20 protein-coding genes are annotated in these 25,742 nt (G+C 66.3%); 6 read left to right on the top strand and 14 right to left on the bottom strand.

The window, feature by feature from the left end:
- Window positions 1-2: 2 nt before the first annotated feature.
- The 7 genes from NHH88_09225 to NHH88_09195 form a co-directional block, all read right to left on the bottom strand.
- Window positions 3-1,121 carry an acyl-CoA/acyl-ACP dehydrogenase gene (locus NHH88_09225; protein USX15942.1) on the bottom strand — a complete coding sequence of 373 codons (1,119 nt, stop codon included), beginning with the start codon at window positions 1,119-1,121 and terminating at the stop codon, window positions 3-5.
- Between the two features lie 343 nt (window positions 1,122-1,464).
- Window positions 1,465-2,613 carry a pantetheine-phosphate adenylyltransferase gene (gene coaD, locus NHH88_09220; protein ID USX15941.1) on the bottom strand — a complete coding sequence of 383 codons (1,149 nt, stop codon included), beginning with the start codon at window positions 2,611-2,613 and terminating at the stop codon, window positions 1,465-1,467.
- Window positions 2,614-2,644: 31 nt separating this feature from the next.
- On the bottom strand, window positions 2,645-4,027 hold the full coding sequence (locus NHH88_09215; protein USX15940.1) for an ATP-binding protein: 1,383 nt from the start codon (window positions 4,025-4,027) through the stop codon (window positions 2,645-2,647).
- 14 nt (window positions 4,028-4,041) lie between these two features.
- Window positions 4,042-4,701 carry a response regulator transcription factor gene (locus NHH88_09210; protein ID USX15939.1) on the bottom strand — a complete coding sequence of 220 codons (660 nt, stop codon included), beginning with the start codon at window positions 4,699-4,701 and terminating at the stop codon, window positions 4,042-4,044.
- A gap of 63 nt (window positions 4,702-4,764) precedes the next feature.
- Window positions 4,765-6,303 carry a DegQ family serine endoprotease gene (locus NHH88_09205; GenBank protein ID USX15938.1) on the bottom strand — a complete coding sequence of 513 codons (1,539 nt, stop codon included), beginning with the start codon at window positions 6,301-6,303 and terminating at the stop codon, window positions 4,765-4,767.
- 212 nt (window positions 6,304-6,515) lie between these two features.
- A complete protein-coding gene (locus NHH88_09200) occupies window positions 6,516-6,974 on the bottom strand; it encodes an Hsp20 family protein (GenBank protein USX15937.1) in 459 nt (152 codons plus the stop codon).
- A 182-nt stretch (window positions 6,975-7,156) separates the two neighbouring features.
- Window positions 7,157-7,825 (bottom strand): hypothetical protein, encoded by a 669-nt coding sequence (locus tag NHH88_09195; protein USX15936.1) that lies wholly within the window; start codon window positions 7,823-7,825, stop codon window positions 7,157-7,159.
- Window positions 7,826-8,073: 248 nt separating this feature from the next.
- Here NHH88_09195 and NHH88_09190 point away from each other — a divergent pair, with 248 nt between their 5' ends.
- The 3 genes from NHH88_09190 to NHH88_09180 all read left to right on the top strand — a co-directional run bounded on the left by NHH88_09190 (window position 8,074) and on the right by NHH88_09180 (window position 11,404).
- Window positions 8,074-9,954: a peptidase M61 gene (locus NHH88_09190; GenBank protein ID USX15935.1), complete on the top strand. Its 1,881-nt coding sequence runs from the start codon at window positions 8,074-8,076 to the stop codon at window positions 9,952-9,954.
- A gap of 120 nt (window positions 9,955-10,074) precedes the next feature.
- Complete coding sequence (locus NHH88_09185; protein ID USX15934.1) at window positions 10,075-11,025, top strand: GGDEF domain-containing protein; 951 nt, start codon at window positions 10,075-10,077, stop codon at window positions 11,023-11,025.
- A 31-nt stretch (window positions 11,026-11,056) separates the two neighbouring features.
- Window positions 11,057-11,404, top strand: coding sequence for a hypothetical protein (locus tag NHH88_09180; protein USX15933.1), 348 nt, complete (start codon window positions 11,057-11,059; stop codon window positions 11,402-11,404).
- An 11-nt stretch (window positions 11,405-11,415) separates the two neighbouring features.
- Here the strand turns inward: NHH88_09180 and NHH88_09175 are convergent, their stop codons facing one another.
- From NHH88_09175 to imuA, 4 genes are all read right to left on the bottom strand, one after another.
- Complete coding sequence (locus NHH88_09175; protein ID USX15932.1) at window positions 11,416-12,405, bottom strand: thioredoxin fold domain-containing protein; 990 nt, start codon at window positions 12,403-12,405, stop codon at window positions 11,416-11,418.
- Window positions 12,406-12,492: 87 nt separating this feature from the next.
- Entirely contained in the window at window positions 12,493-13,251 is a 759-nt protein-coding gene (locus tag NHH88_09170) for an alpha/beta fold hydrolase (protein ID USX15931.1), read from the bottom strand.
- A 53-nt stretch (window positions 13,252-13,304) separates the two neighbouring features.
- Window positions 13,305-14,801, bottom strand: coding sequence for a DNA polymerase Y family protein (locus tag NHH88_09165; protein ID USX15930.1), 1,497 nt, complete (start codon window positions 14,799-14,801; stop codon window positions 13,305-13,307).
- Complete coding sequence (gene imuA, locus NHH88_09160) at window positions 14,734-15,450, bottom strand: translesion DNA synthesis-associated protein ImuA (GenBank protein ID USX15929.1); 717 nt, start codon at window positions 15,448-15,450, stop codon at window positions 14,734-14,736. The genes NHH88_09165 and imuA overlap by 68 nt, the downstream gene beginning before the upstream one ends.
- 137 nt (window positions 15,451-15,587) lie before the next feature.
- On the opposite strand from imuA, the gene NHH88_09155 reads away from it, so the two are divergent.
- Both NHH88_09155 and NHH88_09150 read left to right on the top strand, forming a co-directional pair.
- The gene (locus tag NHH88_09155; protein USX15928.1) at window positions 15,588-16,868 is read left to right on the top strand and encodes a putative Na+/H+ antiporter; all 1,281 of its coding nucleotides are present in this window, start codon (window positions 15,588-15,590) and stop codon (window positions 16,866-16,868) included.
- A gap of 122 nt (window positions 16,869-16,990) precedes the next feature.
- Entirely contained in the window at window positions 16,991-17,995 is a 1,005-nt protein-coding gene (locus NHH88_09150) for an alpha/beta hydrolase (GenBank protein ID USX15927.1), read from the top strand.
- 1 nt (window position 17,996) lies between these two features.
- Here NHH88_09150 and NHH88_09145 read toward each other — a convergent pair whose 3' ends face one another.
- From NHH88_09145 to hrpA, 3 genes are all read right to left on the bottom strand, one after another.
- Window positions 17,997-18,605 (bottom strand): pyruvate-binding protein, encoded by a 609-nt coding sequence (locus tag NHH88_09145; GenBank protein ID USX15926.1) that lies wholly within the window; start codon window positions 18,603-18,605, stop codon window positions 17,997-17,999.
- A gap of 236 nt (window positions 18,606-18,841) precedes the next feature.
- Window positions 18,842-20,053, bottom strand: coding sequence for a PHB depolymerase family esterase (locus tag NHH88_09140; protein USX15925.1), 1,212 nt, complete (start codon window positions 20,051-20,053; stop codon window positions 18,842-18,844).
- Between the two features lie 89 nt (window positions 20,054-20,142).
- Window positions 20,143-24,342 (bottom strand): ATP-dependent RNA helicase HrpA, encoded by a 4,200-nt coding sequence (gene hrpA, locus NHH88_09135; GenBank protein ID USX15924.1) that lies wholly within the window; start codon window positions 24,340-24,342, stop codon window positions 20,143-20,145.
- Between the two features lie 54 nt (window positions 24,343-24,396).
- Between hrpA and argA the strand changes: the two genes are divergently transcribed.
- The gene (gene argA, locus NHH88_09130) at window positions 24,397-25,707 is read left to right on the top strand and encodes an amino-acid N-acetyltransferase (protein ID USX15923.1); all 1,311 of its coding nucleotides are present in this window, start codon (window positions 24,397-24,399) and stop codon (window positions 25,705-25,707) included.
- Window positions 25,708-25,742 lie beyond the last annotated feature (35 nt).

Raw genomic sequence — 25,742 nt, 5'->3', positions numbered from 1 at the left:
GATTAGCCGAAAACCGGCATGCCGCAGACGGCCTTGCCGATGAAGTCATACAGCACGTCCGACGTCGGCGCCATCACCGACGAGGCGCGGGCGTCGCGGAAGTAGCGCTCGATGCCCAGGTCCTTGCGGAAGGCGGCGCCGCCGCACACGCGCATGGCGGTGTCGCTGACCTCCAGCGCGGCCTCGGCGGCGGCGGCCTTGGCCTGCATCACGCGCAACATGGCGTCGGCGCGACCGGCAGCCAGCGCGGCAACGGTGTCGTCGCGCAGGGTGCGCACCATGTCGGCCTGGATGCGGGCGCGCGCCAGGTAGGCGCGTATCGTCGGCAGGTCGGCCAGCGCGCTGTCGAGGTGTTCGAGCTTGCTGGCGGTGACGTGGCCGCAGGCGGCCTCCAGCACGGCGTCCATCAGGCCCAGCGAGCACGACGCCGTCAGGGTGGCGAACACCGGCAGCACCTTGCCGACCATGATGTCGAAGCCGCCGCCGTCGGCGCCCAGCAGCGCGCCGGCCGGCACCCGCACCGCCCTGGCGCTCAACGGCGACGAGCGGTTGCCGCGCAGACCGAGGCCGTCGAAGAATTTGGCTTCGCTGAGGCCTTCGCTGTCGCGTTCGACCAGCCACAGGCTGCTGACGCCGGCGCCGTCGGCCGGGCCGGTCGACCACACGTAGGAGTCGGCTTCGGCGGCCGAGGTGACCATGGTCTTGCTGCCGTCGATGACGACGTCATCGCCGTCGCGTCGCGCCGTGCCCATCGGCGCCCAGAAATGGCTGCGCGAGCCGCTGTCGGACCACGCCAGGGTGCTCAGGTGGCGGCCGGCGGCGATGTCGCGGCGCACGGCCTCGGACCCGGATGCCTCGATGACGACGGTGGCGCAGTAATGCATGCACACCACCATCGCCGTCGACGGGCAGGCCCGGGCGATGCGCTCGACCACCTGGGCCGCCTCGGCCAGTCCCTTGCCGGCGCCCCCGACCGCCTCGGCGCTGATCAGGCCGAGCAGGCCGGCCTGGCCCAGCGCGCTGATGGCCGCGCGCGGAAAGACGGCGTCGCGGTCGGTGGCCTGCGCGGCCGGGGCGATGGTGGACAGGACGATGGAATCGAGTGTTTGCAGGTGGGGCATGGCATTCCTTCTAGGCGACGATAAAAGTCGCCGCCGGAAGGCCGCGCAAACAGACAGGCGTGCAAGCGTGTAACGGCCGCGCCAGCCGGGATCGGCGTGGGTGCGGCGTGCACGGCGTACCTCTCATGTTCCGCGGACCTGCACGACGGCAGCGCTGGGAAACGGTACTGCCGCCGGATCGTGCTCAAGCCAGCCTCGCGGGGCATCGGGATGCGCGGCCGTCGGACCCGCCCGCTCCTGACGGAGACGGGATCGGCGTTACGGCGGACCGGCTTGCGACAATCTTGACGGCGCGGCCAGTGTAGCAGAGAGCGCCACGCCACCGCGCCCCGTACCGGCGTCGCTAGCCGGCGCTGAGGGTCGCCATTTCCCGTTGCATGTTGTCGATGGCGCGCTCGTTGTAGGTGTCGGCGAAGTAGGCGTTGCCGAACAGCTGGCCCGCTTCGGCCTTGCGGCACAAATGGGCCAGCGCGCCGCCCCGGTCCTGACGGTATTTGACGTCCGGCAGGTGGCTGTATTCGCGCCGGATGCCGCGCGCGTAGTTTTGATAGACCTCGTCGTCCTGGCCGAGGATGGCCAGGTCGACGCTGAGCATGACGTCCTTGAGCCGGTGCGTGATCGATGCCTCCTGGAAGTGGTCGGTGGCGCGTATCAGTTGCGCCGTATCGTCCATCTCCTGCGCCAGGTGGCTGCCCAGCCACAATTGCGCGCTGGCCTCCTCGTTGGTCAGCTCGTCCGGCCCGCCGCGATGCCCGTACTCGGCGTCGTGGAACCAGAACGCCTGCTTGACGATGTCGACGTCGACCTGATCCGGCCCCGTGTTGGCGGCCCAGGCGCGGATCTCGCACAGGCCGTGCACCAGGTGGTCGAGGTTGTGGTAATGGCGGTCGGCGCCGCCGTAGGCGGTGGCGCCGGTCAGGCGCACGAACCATTGGTCGGCGTGGGCGATGGCGGGCACGTCGGCGTGGGCATAGTCCCACAGGGTTTCCCATTCCTTGCGCAGCCAGCTGAGCACCCAGGCGTGGTAGGCCGGGCCGGGCACGAATTTTTTCATGATCCAGTTCCAGCCGATCGGCCCCTCGAGCGCCTTGACGAAGCTCGAGCTGACCGACCCCAGGTCGCGCGGCGGCATGACGAAGATGGTCTTGGCGCCCTGCAGCACGTCGACATTGGTCTGCTGGATCAGGTTTTCATAGTCGAAGTCGGCCGTGGTGCGGATGCCGCGGATCAGGCAGTCGGCGCCGTGTTTCTTGGCCGCGCGCGCCGTGTAGTCGCCCTTGACGATGACGACCTGCACGTTGTCCCAGCCCTGCTCGGCGCAGCTGAGCGCGATGATGCTCTTGCGCTCCTCGGCCGTGAACTTGGGTTTTTTGGCGGTGTTTTCGGACAGGAAGACCACCACCTCGTCCGCGATCGAGCGGGCCTCGTTGATCACCCACATGTGACCGTTGGTGATCGGGTCCAGGGTCCCCGAAAAGCCGATCTTCTTCATACGCCGCTCCAACCTGTGTCAAAGGGGCATTTTAGACCGGAGTGGGCTTCGCAGTCTCGGGAAAATCGACTTTGACCTGCAAGCCGCCCAAACGCTCCGACTGGTCGAGGGTCAGCACGGCGCCGTGGCGCTCGGCGATGGACTTGATGATGGCCAGCCCCAGGCCGCTGCCGCCGGCCTCGCTGCCGGGCACGCGGTAAAAGCGGTTGAACACGCGCTCGCGCTCGTCGGCCGGGATGCCGGGGCCGGAATCCTCGACGCTGAGGACCACCCTGCCCGGCGCCGACTTGGCGCCCGGCACGCGGCGCAGGTCGAGGTCGACCGTGCCGCCGGCCGGCGTGTACTTGACGGCGTTGTCGACCAGGTTGCGCAGCAGGATGATGAGCGCGTCGGGCTGGCCGTCGATGCCGGCCTCGTCGGCGTGATGCAGGCCGAGGTCGATCTGGCGCGCCTGCGCCAAGCCGGCCATGTCGCCCAGGGTGCGCTTGACCAGGTCCGACAGGCTGAGCGCCTCCATGGTCGTGCCGTCGACCGAGCCCTCCTGGCGCGCCAGCACCAGCAGTTGCTCGACCAGCCGGGTGGCGCGCTCGATGCCGGCAGTGACCCGGCCGATGGCGACGTTGCGCGCGGCCTCGTCCTGGGCGCGGCCCAGGCTGAGCACCTGCAGTTTGAGCGCGGCCAGCGGCGAGCGCAGCTCGTGGGCGGCGTCGGCCACAAAATGTTGTTGCGCCTCGAAGGCGGTGCGCACGCGGCCGAACAGCAAGTTAAGCTCGTGCACCAGCGGCAGCACCTCGTCCGGTAAATCGTTTTCCGACACCGGCGACAAATCGTCAGCCTGGCGCGCGGCCACCTGGCGTTTTACGCGGGAAACGGGCGCGAGCGAGCCGCTGACCACCCACCACACCACCAGCATCAAAATCGGCGCCATGACGGCGATCGGGCCGACCGTGCGCAACGCCAGGGTGCCGGCCATGCGCTGGCGCACCGCCATGTCCTGGGCGACCTGCACCGTCTGGTTGCTGGTTTGTACGGAGAAGATGCGGTAGGTGGTGTTGTTGGCCTTGACGTTGGAAAAGCCCAGCACGGCGCGCTGCGGCAGCGCCGCGCGCGACAGCGAGCGGAACACCTGGGCGCCGTCGGGGGTCCAGACCTGCACCACGAGGTCGTCGTTTTCGGGGTCGGCCACGGCGTCGGCGGCCTTGTTGGTCAGGGTCGCGCTCGAGCGCAGCGACATGGCCATTTGTTGCATGTGATAGTCGAAAATCTGGTCGGCGTCGCTCAGCGCGCTGCGGTAGGCGATCAGCGCCTGGGCGATGGCCGCCATGGTGATGGCCGCCAGCAGAAACCACAGCAAGCGGCCCCGCAGCGAGTGCGTGACCACCGGCACCCGTGGCAAGGATGGCAAAGACGGCATCTTCACCTTCACCTTCATAGCTTGGGCACCATGTAGCCGAGGCCGCGCACATTCTGAATCAGTTCGGCACCGAGCTTTTTGCGCAGGCCGTGGATGTAGACCTCGACGGCGTTGCTGTTGACCTCATCCTTCCAGCTGTACAGTTTTTCCTCCAGCTGGTGCCGCGACAGCACGATGCCGGGCCGGGCGATCAACGCTTCGAGCACGGCCCATTCGCGCGCCGACAGGTTGACCGGCTTGCCGTCGGCGATCACTTCGCGCGTTTGCGGGTTGACCGAGACGTTGCCGTGTTCAAACACCGGCTCGGCGCGGCCGGCCGAGCGGCGCAGCAAGGCGCGGATGCGCGCCAGCAGCTCGTCGAGGTCGTAGGGTTTGAGCACGTAGTCGTCGGCGCCGGCGTCGAGGCCGGCAATGCGCTGCTCCTTGGCGTCGCGCGCGGTGGCCACCAGCACCGGAGTCAGCTCCTTGCGCGCGCGCATCGAGCGCAGCACTTCGAGGCCGTCCTTGCGCGGCAGGCCCAGGTCGAGCAGCACCAGGTCGTAAGTTTGCGTTTGCAGCGCGGTGTCGGCCATGTCGCCGTCCTTGACCCAGTCGACCGCGTAGTGCTCGGCCCGCAGCAGGTCGAGCACCACTTCGCCGATCATCGTGTCGTCTTCTACCAGCAGAAGTCGCATGGTGTGTTTCCTTTCTTGTTATTGTCGAATTCCGCCAGAGGTGTTGCAAATTACCGGCCTGGATTACCCCAGTCGCACCGGGATGAAGATTCTCTCATCTCCGCGCTGGATCAGCAACGCCACCGACTTGGGCGACTTGTCGACCACCTGGCGCACCTGGTCGACGGTGTTGACCGCCAGCCCGTTGACCGACAGCAGCACGTCGCCCGGCTGGATGCCGGCGTTGGCGGCGGCGCCGCCGGCGTCCTCGATCACCAGGCCGCCGGGAATGCCGGACTGGCGTTTTTCCATCTGGTCGAGCGGACGCAGCGACAAGCCCAGCTTCAGCCTGGCGGTGGACTGGTCGGGGCGGTCGAGGGCGACGGCGGCAACCTTGTCGTTGGCGTTGCCCAGGGTCGCCGTCAGCGGCACCAGTTTGCCGTTGCGCCACACCTCGAGGTTGATCCTGGAACCCGGCTCGGCCAGGCCGACCATGGCCGGCAAGTCGATCGAGCTGACGATCTTCTGGCCGTTCATCGTGCGCACCACGTCGCCCGGACGCAGGCCGGCCTTGTCGGCCGGGCCGCCGCGCTCGACGTTGGCCACCAGCGCGCCTTCCGGCGTGGCCAGGTTGAACGACTCGGCGAAGCTCTGGTCGATCTCCTGCACCGTCACGCCCAGCTTGGCGTGTTCGACCTTGCCCTTGGAGACGATCTGGTCCTTGATCTTGGTGGCGACATCGATCGGGATCGCGAACGACAGGCCCTGGTAGCCGCCGGTCTGGCTGTAGATCTGCGAGTTGATGCCGACCACCTCGCCGCGGGTGTTGAACAGCGGCCCGCCCGAGTTGCCGGGATTGACGGCGACGTCGGTCTGGATGAACGGCACGTACGAATCGTCCGGCAGGGTGCGGCCCTTGGCGCTGACCACGCCGGCGGTGACGGTGTTGTCGAGGCCGTATGGCGAGCCGATCGCCAGCACCCACTCGCCCACCTTCAGGTTGTCGGTCTTGGCCAGCGGCACGACCGGCAGGTTCTTGGCGTCGATCTTGAGCACGGCGACGTCGGTTTTCGGATCGGAGCCGAGCACCTTGGCGCGGAATTCGCGGCGGTCGGTGAGCTTGACGACCACTTCACGGGCGTCGCGCACCACGTGGGCGTTGGTCAGGATGATGCCGTCGGCGCTGATGATGAAGCCCGAGCCCATGCCGTGGGTCGGCATTTCGCGCTGGCCGCGCGGCTGCTGCTGGCCCTGGAAGCGGCGGAAGAATTCCATGAACGGATCGTCGCCGAAGGCGTCGCCACCCCGGCCTTGCGGTCCGCCGTCGTACGAGGTCTTGACGCTGCCGGTGACGTTGATGTTGACCACGGCCGGGCCGTTGTGGGCGGCCACGACGCTAAAGTCCGGCAGCGAGATGCTGGGGGCCGGCACGGGCTGCGGCGCGGCCTGGGTGGCGGCGGGCGCAGCGGTTGTTACGGCGGCGACAGGAGCGCCGCCGCCGGCGGCCGTCGCGCTGTTCTGGTGGACCACCACCGCACCGCCCGCGCCGATCGCGGCCAGCACGGCCACGGCCGCGACGGCGCGCTTGGCGGTCTTCGATCCGGACGAAGTAGTTTGGGACATATGCACTCCTGAATTGAATGAGGTTTTGTAGATGTATTCAATATGAGGCAAAAAACTTAGACGCCACTTAACATATGTTATCGATACAAATTCTTACAAACAATATTATTTAGACAAGATCAGGATGAGCGCGACGGACGTGCAACTGGCCGGATAAACCGGCCAGTTGGTCCTACTCGTGTGCCACCGAAGGCGCACACCCTACAACCGGATTACGCCGCCTGGCGTTGCTCCAGAGCCGCGACGTTGTCGCTACCGTCGATGACGATTTTACGCGGCTTGAGGGCTTCCGGAATCTCGCGCACCAGTTCGATGGTGAGCATGCCGTTGTCGAAGGACGCGCCGGTCACTTTGACATGGTTGGCCAACTGGAAGCGCTGCTCGAAGTCGCGCGCCGCGATGCCGCGGTGCAGATAGGTGCGCTCGGTGGCGTCCTTCTGCTTGCGGCCGACAACCTGCAGCGAATCGCGTTCGAAGGTGATGTCGATTTCCGACCGGTCGAAACCGGCGAGCGCCATCACGATCCGATACTTGTCTTCGGAAACCAGCTCGATGTTGTACGGTGGGTAGCTTGGTGCGGAATCTCCCCGCTGGGCATCGTTCAGCAGTTGTGCCAGACGATCAAAACCGATAGCGGAACGATACAGAGGAGTGAGGTCAAAAGTACGCATGATAAATATCCTTTTCAAGTTAAGCGATATGGAATCGTGGCCCCCATCTGGGCGACCACTGAGTCCGATATAGGTCGTTTTCCGGGGCTTTCAAGGCCTTGAAAAACGCCTTCAACATCCCCAGCGGCCCACTTTTTTTGAAAAAATTTGGATTTTTTGCGCTTGCCGGCCGCCCCGCCCGCTTAGTCAAACGCTACGTCTTCCAGTCGGAAACGCATTGAGCGGCGCTCGGGCAAGGTCCATCCGAGACCGGGCGTCGGATCGCGCGGCGGCGCCGACGGCGCCTCTTGGTGCCCGGCTTGCGGCGAGGCCTGGTGCGGCTGTGCTTGCGCCTGAGCCTGCATGGCAGCGATCAGCGCCATCACCGTGGTTTCTGGAATCGTCGTGGGCACGCCGGGGGGCGGCGCCGGGTCGGCCGGGTTCGCCGCTTGCTCGGCAAGTTGCTGACGCAAGCGGCATGCCATCGTGAACCGCTTGTCGCCAGGACGGCGGATATACAAATCGGTCCAGGCGTTGCGTGTGGTACGCGCAAACGATTGCGCGAACTGGTTCGGCGACACCGGCTTCCCTTCGTGAATGATCTGATCCCCCTCAACCCGGGCATAGTTGTGATCACCGTAGCTCCATGAGCGCAGCACGGTTCCCTCGGGCAAAAACAGCGTTTTCCATTGGTAGCCACGCACGCTCGCCGGATCGCAGCCGGTGGCCAGTTTGGCTTGTTCGGCCAGCCAGAATTCGATCGCCGACGACACGCCCTCCGATACATCCTGCGTGCCGCCAAGCTCACTGAGCCGGTTGATTAGCTTGAGCAGGGTGCTGGTTTCCAGCTGCACGGTCACTGTGGATTTCATTCGATTTTCCCTTCTATTTTGTTCTGCTTTCTTCTAGTTAGACCTGCTAAGTCCATAACGGTTCTCGGGCCGAAAGAAGCAGAGAAAAATAGAAGGAAATAGAAGTCGGAATCGAAGACTTCCTACAGGGGACTGTGGGGGCAGACCCCTCCATGTATTCCGGGAGCATTTGCCAGCTTGCCCGCGTGCTAAACTCTTTCTCTTGCCCAACCTTTGCCCAACCTTTCAACCTTCTTTCACGCCGCCCCATGTCCCCTATCCGTGCCGCACTTGCCGTCCTGTTGGCCACCGCCTTCAGCGCCCAGGCAGAAACGATCTCCGAGCAGCCCTACCCGGGCACCATCGTGCTCAAGGTCGACGCCAGCAACTTTGCCCAGCAAATCTTCCGCGTGCGCCAGACCATCCCGGCCAAGCCCGGCAAGCTGACCTTGCTGTACCCGCAGTGGGTAGTGGCCAACCACGGCCCCAGCGGCGCGCTCAACCAGTTCGCCGGCCTGAAGGCCAGCGCCAACGGCAAGCCGCTCGACTGGAAGCGCGACCCGCTCAACGTCTGGGCCTTCGCCATCGACGTACCGGCCGACGCCACCGCCGTCGACGTGGAATTCCAGTATCTGTCGCCGATCGAGGCCAACCAGGGCCGCACCACCTTCACCGCCGACATCCTGGGCGTGCAGTGGCAGTCGCTGGCGCTGTATCCGGCCGGCTACCGCAGCCGCAACATCACCGTGCAGCCGAACCTGACCGTGCCGCCCGGCTGGCAATTCGGCAGCGCGCTGGAGACGGCCGCGCGCAACGGCGACGAGATCGCCTTCAAGCCGCTCGACCTGGAAACCCTGCTCGACTCGCCGCTGTTCGCCGGCCGCTATTTCCGCCGCATCGACCTCGATCCGGGCGCCAAGGTGCCGGTGCACCTGAACATGGTGGCCGACAGCGCCGAGCAACTGGCGGCGACGCCGGAACAGATCGCGCCGCACCGCGCGCTGATCCAGCAAGCCTATAAACTGTTCGAGTCGAAGCACTATCGCCACTACGACTTCCTGTTCGCCATCAGCGACGAATTCGGCGGCATCGGCCGCGAGCACCACGAGTCGAGCGAGAACGGCGTCAAGCTGGGCTACTTCACCGAATGGGCCAAGTACGAGGCGCGGCGCGAGCTGCTGTCGCACGAATTCGTGCACTCGTGGAACGGCAAGTTCCGCCGCCCCGACGGCCAGGACGTGCCTAACTTCAACACGCCGCTCGACAATTCGCTGCTGTGGGTCTACGAGGGCCAGACCCAGTACTGGGGCGCGGTGCTGGCCGCGCGCTCGGGACTGATCAAGCCGGAGAACACGCGCGATCTGTTGGCCGCGTCGGCCGCGCGCCTGGACAACGTCAAGGGCCGCGAGTGGCGCGCGGTGCAGGACACGACCTACGATCCGATCGTCAACGCCCGCCGCCCGCAGGTATGGAACAACTGGCAGCGCGGCGAGGACTACTACCAGGAAGGCCAGTTGATCTGGCTCGACGCCGACACCCGCATCCGCGAGCTGTCCGGCGGCAAGCGCTCGCTCGACGATTTCGCGCGCGCCTTCTTCGGCGTCGACGACGGCGCCCGGGTCGCCAAATACTATACGTTCGACGAGCTGGTGGCGGCGTTGAACGCGGTGCAGCCGTCCGACTGGGCGGCGTTCCTGCGCAGCCGCGTGGACGGCCACGGCCCCGGCGCGCCGCTCGACGGCCTGGCGCGCGCCGGCTGGAAGCTGGTCTACGCCGAGCAGCAAACCCCGTTCCTCAAGGCCCAGGAAGAGTTGAGCAAGTCGGCCAACTTCCAGTATTCGCTGGGTTTCTCGGTGGGCGCCGAAGGCAAGCTCGAGGCGTTCATGTGGGAAGGCGTCGGCTTCAAGGCCGGCATGTCCGGCGGCTCGACTCTGCTGGCCGTGAATGGCCGCGCCTACAAGCCGGAAGTGCTGCGCGCGGCCGTCACCGCCGCCAAGGACGGCAAGGAGCCGATCCAGTTGCTGGTCAAAAAGGGCAATCTGTACCAGACCTACGCGCTCGACTATCACGGCGGCCTGAAGTACCCGCGCCTGGAACGCATCAAGGGCACGCCGGACCGGCTGGACGCGATCCTCAAGCCGCTGCAGTAAGCCGCTGCAGTAAGCCGCCGAAGTACGCCGCCGAACCAGCGCGTTGACGGGATGGCGGCGGCGTGTTTTTCCGGCGCCATCCCGGGTTATACTGGCGCATCCCCTTCGCGATGGATGCCCATGACCGACCGCCCGCAAAGCGCCGCTTCGAGCACCGAACCGCCTCCCGCTCAACCGCAGCCGGAACTCGAGCGGCTGCGCGCCTCCGACCGCGTGTTCCAGGCCCTGCTCGACCATGCCCCCGTGCTGATCTCGACTAAGGATTTGCAAGGCACGGTGCTGATGGCCAACCGCCATTTCGACATCCTCGACGGCTACGATCCGGACAAGTTCATCGGCGCCAACCTCTTCGACCTGTTCCCCCGCGACATCGCCGAGCAGCTGTGGCGCAACGACCGCCGGGCGGCGCTGGAACAACGCGCGGTGCATGAGGAGGAATCGGTCTACCACCGCGACAAGACCCTGCACACTTATATGACGGTGAAATTTCCGCTGTTCGACGACAACGGCGAGGTCTACGGCACCTGCGCCGTCTCGACCGACATCACCGAGGCCAAGGCGGCGCGCTACGACAGCGTCACCGACGAGTTGACCGGCCTGAAGAACCGGCGCTACTTCAACATCCGCTTCACCGAGGAACAAAAGCGCGCCCACCGCGACCGCCGCATGCTGACCCTGCTGTTGATCGACGTCGACCGCTTCAAGCAGTACAACGACACCTACGGCCACCCGCAGGGCGACCAGGTGCTCAAGGCGGTGGCCGACACCATGCGCCGCACGCTGAGCCGGCCGGGCGACCTGTGCTTCCGCATCGGCGGCGACGAATTCGCCTGCCTGTTCGCCAGCGGCGGCCCCGACGAAAGCGCCGCGCTGGCCGAGCAGATCCGCGCCGACGTGGCCGCGCGCATGATCGCGCACGTGGGCAACCCGCCGGGCGGCCACGTCACCTTGTCGTTGGGGCTGGCGTTCATCGACCCCGACTCCACCTTGGGCCAGGGCGCCATCTACGAGCTGGCCGACCAGGCGCTGTACCGGGCCAAACACAAGGGGCGCAATACCGTCTCGCGCTGAAAACCGGTGCGCTTTGGTGTATGCTGGCGGTATGAACAAAGACACCGACATCCAACTGAGCGGCCCCTTCAAGGCCACCGACGGCTCCGGCCGTGCCCACGACGCCAAGGCGATCCGCATCTTCGACGAAGGCTACGGCGCCATCGACGTCTACGTCGACTTCGCCGGCTCGATCAGCGGCCTGCACAAGGACAAATCGCTGATCGACGCCGTCGTCGCGCAGCTGCGCACGGTCGGCTACAAGGGCCCGGCGCTGACGGCCGGCGATCCGGTGCTGCAGGAAAGCAAACTGCTGGTGCTCGAATCGCCCGACGAATTCAACACCTTCGCCGCCGGCAAGGGCTGGAAAGACCTGGCCGAGGAATTCGGCGACGAATGATGAGCGAATGACTAGTTAAACAGGCTTTTGAGGGCGTCGTTGAGTTTGATTTTCTTCGGCCCCTGTTGCTGTGCCGGTGATGGAGCCGGTGCCGATTCGTCGGCCAGTTGCGGCGCGCCCGCCTCCAGCCAGCGTTGCGCGTTGGCCGGCGCCTGCGCCACGCCGGCCGGACCGAAGGCCTGGCCGATATAGGCCGCATCCATGTCGATCCGGTTGTTGATCACCGTGCCGTCCTCGCGCACCATCGACGGCGTGCCCCGCACCGGCACCCCGGCCACCCGCAGAATTTCCGTGAAATACGTCCTTTGCGCATCGGCCGTCTTCGGATCGAACGCGCACTGCCGCGACGACTGGGTCGGCGCCTTGAGCGTGCTCCAATAGGTTTTCCAGGCTGCCGCGCTGTCGTCGGCGCACCAGATCTTCGACACCGTCTGCCACTGGGCCATGCCGCCCGCCTCGATTTGCTTCAACCCGGACGGCAGCACATAGAAAGTCGTGTTGGTTTTGGCGCCGTGCTTGGCGAACTCCTGTTCGAAGCGCTGGCAATAGCCGCAATCGACCGCCGACAGCATGATCAGCTTGCGGCCGCCGCCGTCGCCGTAGGCGACCTTGATCAGCTTGTCGTACTCGATGGCGTTCATCACTTCGCCGCGCCATTCCGTGATCTCGGCCGGCGTCATCAACCGCATGTTCTCGCCGGCCTTGGCCGGCATCACCCGCATGCCTTGATAATCGCCGCGCAGGGTACCGGCCTCGTTGATGTAGCCGGCGAACGCGCCGTTGCGGTCATGCATCGCGTACATGCCGCGAATCAAGGTCGGCTCGGCCCGCACGTCCTGTTCGGCCAGGCCGATGCCCAGTCCCGCGCGTTTGAGGTTGCCGAACAGGCTGCGCACGGCCGACTGTCCGTCGGCATGCGCCGGCGCGGCCGTCACCAGCATGGCTGCCAGAGCGCCGGCCGCGCACCTCTTGAATGCAATCCCCGTCGACGACTTCCGCATGGCATATCCCCAATTGATTAAAATAAAATCAATTATTGCATATCTGGCAAAAGGTTGTCATCCAATACATGCCGCTGGCGCGGCGGGTCAGGCGAGGTAGCGCCCGCTCCAGACGGCGATCAGGTCGGCCACGTAGACGGCGTCCTCGCGCCGGGTCAGCAGGTGGTCGGCGCTGTCGAGCGAGATGAAACTTTTCGGATGCTTGGCGGCCGTGAAGATATCGACGGCGTTGCTGATCGGCACCGTGTCGTCGCCCGGCGCGTGCATCACCATCAGGGCGCGCCGCAGCGCGGCGATCTTGCCCTTCAACTTGTGCTCGCCGGCGTCCTCGACGAATTGCCGCTTGATGCGGAACGGCCGCCCCGCCAGTTGCACCTGCGCCTCGCCGTCGCGCGCGATCTGATCCAGGTGCGCGCTGAACAGGCCGGTCACGTGCGATGGATCGCTGGGCGCGGCCACGGTGACGACGGCGTTTACTTCCGGCATCCGGTCGGCGGCGGCCAGCACGGCCGCGCCGCCGAGGCTGTGGCCGATCAGCAGGCGCGGCGCCGCGAAATTGTCGCGCAAGAAGTCGGCGGCGGCCACCAGGTCGGCCAGGTTGGACGAGAAATTGGTGTTGGCGAACTCGCCCTCGCTCGCGCCCAGGCCGGTGAAGTCGAAGCGCAGCACGGCGATGCCGTGGCCGGTGAGCGCCTGGGCGATGCGGCTGGCGGCGAACACGTCCTTGCCGCACGTGAAGCAGTGGGCGAACAAGGCATACGCCTTGATGTCGCCCTCGGGCGCGTCGAGGCGCGCGGCCAGCTTGGCGCCGTCGGCGCCGGGGAATTCCTGTCGTTGTGATCGCATATGGGCTCCCTGGATGAGTTCCCCCAAGAATACATCAAACGCCGCCCGCCCTATCACCCGAACAAGCCATGCAAATACCAGCGCATAACGGGGTCGCCCTGTGCCTGGGCCTCGGCGTCGTTGCCGCTCCGCTCCCGGTACAACCAGTAATGCGCGTGGTCGCGCCCCTCGGCCATGAAATAATCGCGCGTCTGCATCTCGGCCCACCAGCCCGCCTCTATGCGCTCGCCGGTCGACACGATCTTCAACGGCGAACCGTAGAACGGCCGGTGGTCGCGCATCAGCAGGGCGATCGGCTTGGCCAGCAGCCACGCCGGACGCGGCAGGCTCGGCATGTCCGGCGGCAGCTGCGCGCGGGCATCGGCCGGGCGCATTTTTTCCTGCACGCCGACCCAGGCGTTGGCGTGCTCGGGGCGGTAATCGGCGCGCGGCGCCGCCCGCAGCACGTTCTCCGGCCCCAGCCGCGCGGTCAGCAACTCCAGCAGGCGCTGCCAGTCCTCCTTGCTGCCGCCCGGTTCGGGGAACAGCGATTCGCTCGGCGGCGCCATCGGCCGCACCTGCGGCGCCTCCAGGCACAGGCCGATCACCGGCGCCTCCAGCGTCTGCTTGGCCAGCCGCTCCTTGAGCAGGCGCACCAGGTGCTCGTCGCGCCAGGTCGGCTCGGCCAGCACCACCTCGATCGCGGTCGGCGGCCGCGCCACCCGGCCGCGCTCGTGCTCCATCAACAAGACGATGCGCTCGACGGCGAACTGGTGCGCGCTCAGCCACCCGGTCAACTGCAGCAGCAGCCGGTGCGCGCCGAACAGCAGCGCCTCGGCGTTCTCGACCCGGTCGAACAACTCGAGCTTGGCGCGGAAGCTGGCCGGCGCCGCCAGCCACTGGTGCATTTCGGGCCGCTCGCCGTGGGCGTCGTCGAGCATGTCAAGCAAGGCGCGCCCGCAGCGCCGCTGCAGACCCGGGCGCGGCAACGCGCGCGCTTCTCCCACGGTCAGACAGCCGATGCCCTCGAACCAGTCCAGGTAGGGCCGCGCCGGCGGCAGCAGGCCCACCGGCAGGCGACGCAATCGCCGCAGCATCGACGCCACCGTCAGCGCGCGCCCGGCGTTGGCGCGCGCCAGCAGCCAGGCGCCGCGCGCGGTCGGCGCGCACCCGAGCGTGGCGGTGAAACCGAGCGCGCGCAGGCTGGCGGCGATTTGCCGGCACAATGATCTGACGCCGCCGAACAGGCGCAGGCTGGCGCCCACGTCGAGCAGCAAGGTGGCCTCCTCGGCCATGGCCAGCTGCGGCGTGAACCGCAACAGCGCCATCGCCACCGCCTGCAGCGCCTCGGCCTCGCGCTGCGGGGCGCGCTGCTGCAACTGCGCGTGCGGCGCCAGCATCAGCGCGCCGCCGCGCCGCATGCCCGGCTCGACGCCGGCCGCGCCCGCCGCCGCCGACATCGCCGCCACCCGCTCCTGCTCGAGCACGACGGTGCAGTGGTCGTCAGACCAGCGCGGGCAAAACACTTCGAGCGGCAGCCGTGGCAGGTGTAGGGCGATCCAGAGGCGCATGGCGTTGTAGCAAAGAAGGGGTCAAAGGGAGGAACAAGGGGGTGTCGCGCTGCGGCCCGCGCCGCTTGACGAAACCGATGTCGACGCCGCCGGGCGCCGCCGTCAGCGACAGGCGCAGCGGCGCCGGCGAGGCGTCCTGCGCCGCCGCCAGCGGGCGCAGCATGCAAAACAGGGTGTCCGCGCTTTGCGCGGCCAGGTGCAGCCGGCGCAAGGTTTCGCCGCGCGCGTGGTTCTGCCACAGCAGCAGCGCGCCGCAACAGCCGCTGCGCAACACCTGCTCGGCCGCCCACAGGGCGTCGCCGCCGCCCTTGCCACCGGCCCCGCCCCGTAGCCAGATCAATTGCGACGGCTCGATGCCCAGCGCGGCCAGCGCCAGCGCCTGCGGCGGATGCGGCGGCTGCAACAGCACGATGGGGCGCTTGCCCAGCGCGGCCAGCGCCGGCCGCAGCAAGCGCAACTCGCCGATGCCGTGCTGCTGCAGCAACAAGTCGATCAGGGTGCCCAGCGGCCAGCCGCCGCCGGGCAGCTGCGCCGACAGCGCGGCGAAGCCGGTGTCGACGCAGCGCGTGGCGCTGTGCGCCAGTTGCGACGCCCGCCATAGCGAAGGATGGACGGTTTCCGGCGCGGCGATAAGGGGGGAAGGATTCATGATGTCACCAGCGCATTGTAGCGCAAATACTGTACAAATACACAGTACTATTTCGCCCCCGTTTTGGCAAGGCCCAATATGTTTGGCGCGCGGCATGCTGTAACATGACGCCAGGGAAACATCACCAGGAAAACATTTTGCACACAATACAACTGGTCGGCGCGGTCATTTTCGGCCTCGCCCTGCTCCACACCTTCACCGCCAAATCCTTCGAGGTGCTCTCGCGCCGCCATCCGCGCCACGCCGGCCTGTTCCACCTGCTGGGCGAGGTCGAGGTCGTGTTCGGCTTCTGGGCCTTCATCCTGATCACCGTGATGGCCTTCCTCGACGGCCCCGACGCCGCCATCGCGTATGTCGAAACGCGCCACTACACCGAGCCGCTGTTCGTCTTCACCGTGATGGTGGTGGCCGCCTCGCGCCCGGTGCTCGACGTCGTCCGGCGCGTGCTGCGCACCCTGGCCAGGCTGCTGCCGGTGTCGACCGACCTGGCGCTGGCCTGGTTCGGCCTGGCGCTGGTGCCGCTGACCGGCTCCCTGATCACCGAGCCGGCCGCGATGACCCTGGCGGCCCTGATGCTGGCGCCGCTGATCTTCCGCCAGGGCATGCCGGAATGGCTCAAGTACGGCGCGCTCGGCGTGCTGTTCGTCAATGTCTCGATCGGCGGCACACTCACCGCCTACGCCGCGCCGCCGGTATTGATGGTCGCGTCCACCTGGCAATGGGACAGCGCCTACATGGCGAGCCACTTCGGCTGGAAGGCGGCTGTGGCCGTCGCGTTCAACGCCACCGTCGTCGGCTTCCTGCTGCGCCCGCACCTGCGCGCGCTGGCCGGCGCCGCCGCGCCGGGCGCCGACGCGGACGCGGTCGCGGTCGATACACCGCTGCCGGTGCCGTGGCCGGTCACCCTGATCCATCTGGCCTTCCTGGCCGGCGTGGTCCTGCTCAGCCACCATCCGGTGCTGTTCCTCGGCCTGTTCATGCTGTTCCTCGGCTTCACGTCGGCCTACCAGCGCTACCAGAATCCGCTGATCATCAAGGAAGGCTTGCTGGTGGGCTTTTTCCTGGCCGGCCTGGTGGTGCTCGGCGGCATGCAGCAATGGTGGTTGCAGCCCATCGTCGAGAGCCTGTCGCCGGTGGCCTTGTTCTTCGGCGCGCTGGGGTTGACGGCGATCACCGACAACGCCGCGCTGACCTACCTCGGCTCGCTGATCCAGGGCATCTCCGAACAATCGCAATACATGCTGATGGCCGGCGCCGTGGCCGGCGGCGGCCTGACGGTGATCGCCAACGCGCCCAACCCGGCCGGCGCGTCGCTGCTGCGGCGCGGCTTCAACGACGAATCGATCGGCGCCGTCGGCCTGCTGCTCGGCGCGCTGGGACCGACCATCGTCGCGGCGGCCGCCTTCCTGCTGCTGTAAGCCGGACGGTGCCGCCTGACGGTACTTGTCAAAAAGCGATGCCGGAACATTAAAATTATCCTAGTATCTCACTTCCCGGGCGCAACCTTGCCGCCTGCCAACTGTTAGGGAGGGGATCGATGATGAGAACAACACCACTGGGTGGCCTGCTGCTGGGCGCCGCCGTCTGCCTGCCGTCGTTCGTCCTCGCGGCCGAGGCGGGGGCCAGCGACAGCGCCTTCGCCAAACCGCAGCTGCGCGTCGACATCGGCGGGCGCAAGCTCAATTTGTACTGCAGCGGCAGCGGCAAGACCACCGTGCTGTTCGACGGTCCGGCGGGCGATGCCGGGTGGGCCTGGTTCAAGGTGCAACCGGAGGTGGCCAAGCACACGCGCGCCTGCACGTTCGACCGTCCCGGCTACGGCTACAGCGACCCGTCCAAGCGCCCCAACACGTCGCAAAACGTGGTCGAGGACCTGCACAAGGGCCTGACCGCCGCCGGCGTCAAGCCACCGTACCTACTGGTCGGCAACTCGATCGGCGGCGCCAACGCGCAGGTCTTCGCCTACCGCCATCCCGGCGAGGTCAAGGGCATGGTGCTGGTCGAGCCGCAGACCGAGGACGAAACCACGCGCACCAACAAGGCCTCGGGCGGCATCATCGACAAGGTCTACGCGATGGTGGCCGGGCGCAACGCCGAGTGCCTGCGCGAAGCGGGCAAAGGCTTCAAACCGGGCGGCAAGGCGATGGCCGACTGCATCGGCGATCCGGCCGACTTCTATGGCCCTGTGCTGGGCCCGCAGGTGCTGGCGTCGATGAAGAAGAAGTCATACTGGAGCACGGTAGTGGGCGAATACCAGGGCTTCGGCGCCAGCGACGATCAACTGCGCGCCTTGCGCAAGCCCTTCGGCGACCTGCCGCTGCTGGTGCTCACGCGCGGCGTGAGCCCGTACGCCATCCCCGACAAACCGCAAAGCGCCATCAACAAGGCCATTGAGGACGAGAACGAAAAGATCCACAAGGAGCTCGCCGCGTTGTCGACCAAGGGTACGCAACGCGTGGTGCCGGGGGCCCCGCACAACATTCAAAGCGAGCAGCCGGCCGCCGTGACGGCGGCCGTGCTGGAGGTGTTAAAACAAATCGACTAGGTCAGAACGGCGCGTCCCGGCGCTCGCGGCGGCGGGCCACCAGGCCCACGCACGCCAGGCCGGCCAGCAGCATGGCATAGGTGTCGGTTTCCGGCACGGCGGACACCGTCACCTGGTGCAGGAAGGCGCCGCGGTTGTCGCCGCCGAGGTTGTGGAAGCTGAGGCCATAGACGCCGGAGGTGGTCGGCGCGAAGGTCAGCGTGCGGGTCGTGATCGGATCGGACGCGCCGATCACATAGGTCTGGCGCGAGGTGCCGAAAATGACCTCGACCGTGTCCGAACCCCAATTGCGCTGGTTGCCGGCCAGATCAAAACTCATCGTATAGATGCCGCCGGCGCCGGCGGTGAAGCTGTTGCTCAACACGCCCGCGCGCTTGGTCGACCCGTCCAGGTCGACGTAGTGGCCATTGCCCGGCATCTCGTTGTGGACGAAGCCGGTGCCGTCGACATCGACGGTACCGTCGCTGACGGTCCAGCCGTGCACGAACTTGGTGGCGTTATTGGTGGTCTTATCGGCGTCGAAATTATCCGAGAGAATAGTGACGGCGGCGTGGGACGAAAGGCTGGCGGCAAGCATGGCGGCGGCGGCGGCGAATTTACGGATAGACATTGGCATCCTTATTTTTATCAACATGACAATATGACCGCGAACGCGAGCACACAATCATTGTACCAGTGAGAAACTATTATTTCAATATAATAACGAATATGAACCAAGAACAACATTTCGCTGTTGTTTTGGCCTACCAAAGGCGGGGGTCAAGTCTGTCATTCGGACACAAACACAACCACAATGCGGTTCAGCCCGTGTCCGAATGACAGACTTGACCCCGGGGTTTACGGGGTTTAGGCGCGCTGGTGGCGGTTGAAGAATTCCATCATCATCTTGCTGGCGTCCGGGCCGGCCTTGGTGTTGTAGGCCAAGGTTTCGTCGCCGCCGCTCCAGGCGTGCTCCAGCTGCTCGATCTGCGCCACGCGCAATAGCAACTTTCTGCCGTCGTAGAAGTCGTGGATGCGGTGGGCGTTGTGGCGCCCGCCCCTCCCCTGCGATTTGAGCGTGGTCTTGGGCTGGGCGACGGCGACGATGCCGTTGAGCGCCTGGCTTTGGCGGACCAGTTGCGTTTGATTGATCGGGCGCACCACGCTGTCGCCATCGCCCTGGATCAGGATCGTCGGCATGCCGGGGAACTGCGGCTGGCGCATCAGCACTTCCCGCACCGCCATGTCCGCGCGCATGCCGCCGCCGTGCTGCATGACGCCCAGCGCGCCTATCTGGCTGTGGCCGGCGCCGAACACCGGGCCGGAATGCATGCCGACCGCCGCGAACAAACGCGGATGGTTGAGGGCGACGATGTTGGCCATGCCCGCCCCCGCCGAGATCCCTGCGATATAGATACGGGAACGGTCGATCGCGTATTCCGTCATGACCTTGTTGACCATGCCGACGATCATCGGCACCTCGCCGCCGCCCTCCTGCGTCGCGCGGTCGTACCATTTCCAGCAACGCTGCGCGTGCGCGCTGACCGATTGCTGCGGATACAGCACGGCGTAACCCATCTGCTCGGCCCACTGGTTCATGCGCGTGCCCTGCGCGAACTGGGTGGCGGTCTGCTGGCAGCCGTGCAGCATCACCACCAGCGGCAAGCCCCTGCGGATCGCCTGGGCGGGAATATTATTCGGCAGGTAGAGCCAGTAACCGAGGCGCTGGGCGCGCGTGCCCACGCCGGCCGGCATCGCATAGTGCGAGGCCAGCCACTTGCCCGGCGCCGGCGGGGTGTTGGAAGCGGGCGTGGCGGGTTTGGCGGCGCGGGCCGGACGTTGAACCCGCACCCCGGCATCCGGGACCGCCCGCGCTGCCGGTTTTGGGGTCGGACCCCGTACGGGGTCCAACCCCTTTTTGGCTGGGGGTTTGGCGACCTTGGCCGCCGGCGCCCGCTTGCGCTTGGGCGCGGGCGGCGTGGCGGCCTTGAACAACGCCGTCACCAATTTGTTGACGGACTTACTCTGACGTGTGCCGGTACGCACCAGACTACGCAGCAAACCAGCAGCACTCTTCATCGGGTCGACCTCCTGTTGCCATAAAGTCTACCCTGAAAACCCCATCCGCTTGCGTTCGCCACCTCGCTTACCGGACGATCGATGCGGCATCAACGCAACATCGACTCCCACACTTTCTGCAAGCGCTTGGCCGACACGGGCATCGGCGTGCGCAGCTCCTGCGCGAACAGCGACACGCGCAACTCCTCGAGCATCCAGCGGAATTCGACCATCTTCGGATCGGTGTTCTTGCCGGCCGATTTGTCCTTGTTGGCGCGCTGGTACAACGCCGCCGCCGACTGCCATTCGGCCATCAGTTTGGCGTCGCGCGCGGGGTCGCCGCGCAGCTTTTCGATGCGCACGTTGATCGCCTTCAGATAGCGCGGGAAGTGCGCCAGCTGGCTGTAATCGTTGTCCGACAGGAAGCGTTTGTTGACCAGCGCCTGCAACTGCTGCTGCATGTCGGCGGCGGCCGCCGCCGGCAGCCCCTGCAAGCGCTTGGGCAGGCCGTGGAACTCGGTGAGCACCTGCGACAGCAGGCGCGCGATCTCGTTCACCAGCAGCACCAGGCGCGACTTGCCCTCGTCCTTGCGCTTGGCGAAACTGGCGGCATCGAGCGGCAACGGATCTTGCAGGCAGGCGATATCGAGCGCCTTGTTGATGATCTGTTCGCGCAATTCCTCCTGCGTGCCCATGCTCATGAACTGCATACCCATCTGCTGCAGGCCGGGGATGCCCTTTTCGATGAACTTGATCTGGTCTTTCATCTGCAGCGCGAACAGCCGGCGCAGGCCGATCCGGTGCGTGCGCGCCGCCACCGTCGGGTCGTCGAAGACCTCCAGGTCGCAGTGCGTGCCCTTGTCGACCAGCGCCGGGAAACCGATCAGGGTCAGCTTGCCCTGGACGATCTCCAGCAGCTCCGGCAGCTCGCCGAAGGTCCAGCTGGTCAGGCCCGTCAGGGTGATGCCGCTGGCGGCGCTGGCCGCTTCCTTGGCGCCGCCAGCCTTGTCATTGCCCTTGCCCGGCGTAGCCGCCGCCCCGGCGTTGCCGCCGCCGGAACGCGACGGCGCTGCCGAAGGCGATGCGCCGCCACCGGTCCCCAGCGCCCGCATGGTGACACCCTGCGTGCCCGACGTCTCGGCCATCTTCTGGAAGCTCTCGCGCGCCTGCGCGCCGAATTCGGCCTGCAGGGTGGCCAGGTTGCGGCCCATCTCCAGCTGGCGTCCGTGCTCGTCGATCACCTTGAAGTTCATGAAGTGATGCGCCGGCAAGGTCTCCGGCTTGAAGTCGGTGGTCAAGACCGAGATCGTGATCTGCGACCGGATGTCGGCGATGATCGCATCGATCAAGTCGCCCCGGCCGAAGATGCCCGCCTCGTGCACCCGCTCGCAGAACTTGGCCGCGTAGTCCGGCAGCGGCACGCAGTGGCGGCGCAGTTTTTGCGGCAGGGATTTGAGCAGCAGGTGCACCTTCTCTTTCAACATGCCCGGCACCAGCCATTCGCAGCGCTCGCGCGGCAACTGGTTCAACGCGAACAGCGGCACCGCCATCGTCACGCCATCGCGCACGCTGCCCGGTTCGAAGTGGTAGGTCAGCGCCATTTCCAGCCCCGTCACCGACATCATCTTCGGGAACAAATCCGTGGTGACGCCGGCCGCCTCGTGGCGCATCAATTCGTCGCGGTTCAGATATAGCAGCTTCGGCTCGGCCGCCGTGGCGTCCTTGTGCCACTTCTCGAAGCCGGCGCCGTTGACCACGTCGGCCGGTATCAGCTTGTCGTAGAAGGCGGCGATCAACTCGTCGTCGACCAGCACGTCAAGGCGGCGCGACTTGTGCTCGAGGTTCTCGATCTCCTTGATCAACTTGTGGTTATGCGCGAAGAACGGCGCGCGCGTGTCGTAGTCGCCGCCGACCAGCGCGTCGCGGATGAAGATCTCGCGCGCCTCGGCCGGGTTGTGCAGCGCGTAGTTGATGCGGCGCTGGCTGTACACCACCAAGCCGTACAAGGTGGCGCGCTCGGACGCGCTGACCTGCGCCCCGCGTTTTTCCCAGCGCGGCTCACCCCACGATTTTTTCAGCAGGTGGCCGCCGACCTTCTCCAGCCATTCCGGCTCGATGCGGGCCACGCAGCGCGCGTACAGGCGCGTAGTGTCGACCAGTTCGGCCGCCATGATCCACTTGCCCGGTTTTTTGAGCAGCGAGGAGCCCGGCCAGATATTGAACTTGATGCCGCGCGCGCCCAGGTAGCCGGCGCCCGGCTCGTCCTCGCTCTTGAAGCCGATGTTGCCCAGCAGACCGGTCAGCAGCGCCAGGTGCAGGTTTTCGTACGTGGCCGGCGCCTCGTTGATGCGCCAGCCCTGCTCCTTGACGATGGTGAGCAGCTGCGAATGCACGTCGCGCCACTCGCGCAGCCGCAGTTGCGACAGGAAGTTGGTGCGGCAGTTGTCCATCAGCTGGCGGTTGGTTTTTTTGTGCTCGATGGCGTTCTCGAACCACTGCCAGATTTTCAGATAGCTGATGAACTCCGACTTCTCGTCGGCGAACCTCTTATGCGCCTCGTCGGCCGCCTGCTGGTGCTCCATCGGGCGGTCGCGCGGGTCCTGCACCGACAGCGCCGAGGCGATGATCAGCACTTCGTTCAGGCTCGCGTTGTCCAGCGCGGCGAGGATCATGCGGCCCACCCTCGGGTCCAGCGGCAGCTTGGCGAGCTTGTTGCCCAGTGGCGTCAGCTGGTTGTATTCGTCGACCGCGCCCAGCTCCTGCAACAGCTGGTAGCCGTCGGCGATGGCGCGCGCCAGCGGCGGCTCGATGAACGGGAACGTCTCGACATCGGTCAAGTGCAGGGACTTCATGCGCAGGATGACGGCGGCCAGCGACGAGCGCAGGATTTCCGGCTCGGTGAACTTGGGCCGCTGCAGGAAATCCTGTTCCTCGTACAGGCGGATGCAGACGCCGTCGGCGACGCGGCCGCAACGGCCGGCGCGCTGGTTGGCGGCCGACTGCGCGATCGGCTCGATCTGCAGCTGTTCGACCTTGTTGCGGTAGCTGTAGCGCTTCACGCGCGCCAGGCCGGCGTCGACCACGTAGCGGATGCCGGGCACCGTCAGCGAGGTTTCGGCGACGTTGGTGGCCAGGACGATGCGGCGCGCGTTGGTCAGCTTGAACACGCGCTCCTGCTCCTCGGCCGACAGGCGGGCGAACAGCGGCAGGATTTCCACGTGCGGCGGATGGTGCTTGCGCAGCGCCTCGGCGGCGTCGCGGATTTCGCGTTCGCCCGGCAGGAACACCAGCACGTCGCCGGAGCCGAGGCGGCACAGTTCATCGACGCCGTCGACCACCGCGTCCATCAGGTCGCGCTTTTCGCGGGCGGCGGCGGTGCGCTGGCCCTTGCCCTCGGCGTTGGCCACGGCGGGATTCTGGACGTCGCTCTCGATCGGGCGGTAGCGCACTTCGACTTTATACAGGCGGCCGGAGACCTCGATCACCGGCGCCGGCATGTCCGGCGTGCCGAAGTGGCGCGAGAAGCGCTCGGCGTCGATGGTCGCCGAGGTGATGATCACCTTCAGGTCCGGACGGCGCGGCAGCAGCTGCTTCAGGTAACCAAGCAGGAAGTCGATGTTCAGGCTACGTTCGTGCGCCTCGTCGATGATGATGGTGTCGTAGTTCTTCAGCAGCGGGTCAGTCTGGGTCTCGGCCAGCAGGATACCGTCGGTCATCAGCTTGACCGAGGCGCCCTTCATCAGGGTGTCGGCGAAGCGCACCTTGAAGCCGACGGTCTCGCCCAGCGGCGTGCCCAGTTCCTGGGCGATGCGCTTGGCGGTGGACGAGGCGGCGATGCGGCGCGGCTGCGTGTGGCCGATCAGGGCCTTCTGGCCGCGTCCCAGCTCCAGGCAGATTTTCGGCAGCTGGGTGGTCTTGCCGGAGCCGGTTTCGCCCGAGACGATGATCACCTGATGCTTTTGCAGCGCCTCGGCGATTTCGTGGCGGCGCCCGGAGACCGGCAGGTCTTCCGGGAAGGTAATCGGCGGCAGCGGGTTGCGGAATGCGCGTTCGGCGGCGCGGGCGGCTTGCTCCTCGGGTGTCAGGCGTGGCTTCGGCGCGCGCTGTCCAACCCGCACACCGGAGCCGGGGGTCTGACCCCGTACGGGGTCAGACCCCGCCTTGGCTCGGGGTTCGCCTCTGGGATTACGCGCCTGCTGGCCCTGCGCTTGTGGAGCGCGGGACTGAGCGTTTTGCGGTCTGCGGGGCTGGCCAAGGGTGCTGGACGAGCTGTTGGCGGCGGTTTTCGGTTTATTGCTGGCTTCTGACATTGTTTTTTACAAGATTGGAGCGCGGAACTCGCGCACCGAATTATAATGCGGCTAATGGAAAACCCTACCCAATTCGTCCAATGGCTGCGTTCCGTCGCGCCCTACATCCACGCCTTCCGTGGCAAGACCTTCGTGGTCGCCTTCCCTGGTGAACTGGTCAGCGCCGGCGCGCTGCAAGTGCTCGCGCACGATTTGTCGCTGCTGCACGCGCTCGACATCAACGTCACCGTGGTCTACGGCTCGCGCCCGCAGGTGGCCGAGCAGTTGGCCCTGCGTAACGTCGAGGGCCGCTTCCACAACGGCGTGCGCATCACCGACACGGCCGCCATGGAGTGCGCCAAGGAGGCCGCCGGCGAGCTGCGCCTCGACATCGAGGCCGCCTTCAGCCAGGGCTTGCCGAACACGCCGATGTCGAACGCGGCCATTCGTATCATTTCCGGTAACTTCATCACGGCCCGCCCGCTCGGCGTCATCGACGGCGTCGACCTCGAACTGACCGGCGTCACCCGCAAGGTCGACGCCGAGACGATCCACTCGATCCTCGGCTCCGACGGGTTGGTCCTCCTCTCGCCGCTGGGCTTCTCGCCCACCGGCGAGGCCTTCAACCTGACCATGGAGGACGTCGCCTGCAGCGCCGCCATCGCGCTGCACGCCGACAAACTGGTGTTCATCACCGAGACCGACATGATGGTCGACGCGGCCGGCACCGAGATCCGCGAGCTGTCGTCGCACCAAGCCGAGGCCGTGCTGCAGGCCGGCTTCCTGCCCGATTCGACCGCGTTTTACCTGAAACACTGCATCAAGGCCTGCGACAACGGCGTCGAACGCTCGCACATCGTGCCGTTCGCGATGGACGGCTCGGCGCTGCTCGAGCTGTTCACCCACGACGGCGTGGGCACCATGATCTCGCACGAGAACCTCGAATCGCTGCGCAAGGCCACAATTGAGGACGTCGGCGGGATTATCAAGCTGATCGAGCCGCTCGAGGCCGACGGCACCCTGGTCAAGCGCGGACGCGAGCTGATCGAGCGCGAGATCGATTATTTTTCCGTCATCGAACACGATGGCGTGATCTTCGGCTGCGCGGCGCTGTACCCGTTCCCGGAGCAGAAAATGGCCGAAATGGCATGCCTGACCGTCAACCCCGAGGTCCAGGCCCAGGGCGACGGCGAGCGCATTCTGAAGCACATGGAGAACCGCGCGCGCGCCATCGGCGTGACCAAACTGTTCGTGCTCACCACGCGCACCTCGCACTGGTTCCAGAAGCGCGGCTTCGTGCCGACCACGGTCGACTCGCTGCCGAAGGACCGTCAACGCATGTATAACTGGCAGCGCAAATCCCAGGTCCTGATTAAATCTTTATAATCACGGTTTATCGAACCGTTTTAGGAGCAACACAG

The sequence above is a fragment of the Oxalobacteraceae bacterium OTU3CAMAD1 genome (genome assembly GCA_024123915.1).
In the GTDB taxonomy this organism is placed as follows: domain Bacteria; phylum Pseudomonadota; class Gammaproteobacteria; order Burkholderiales; family Burkholderiaceae_D; genus Rugamonas.
The sequence above is the reverse complement of the archived record's forward strand: the minus strand, read 5'-3'. Positions and strand labels throughout refer to the sequence as shown.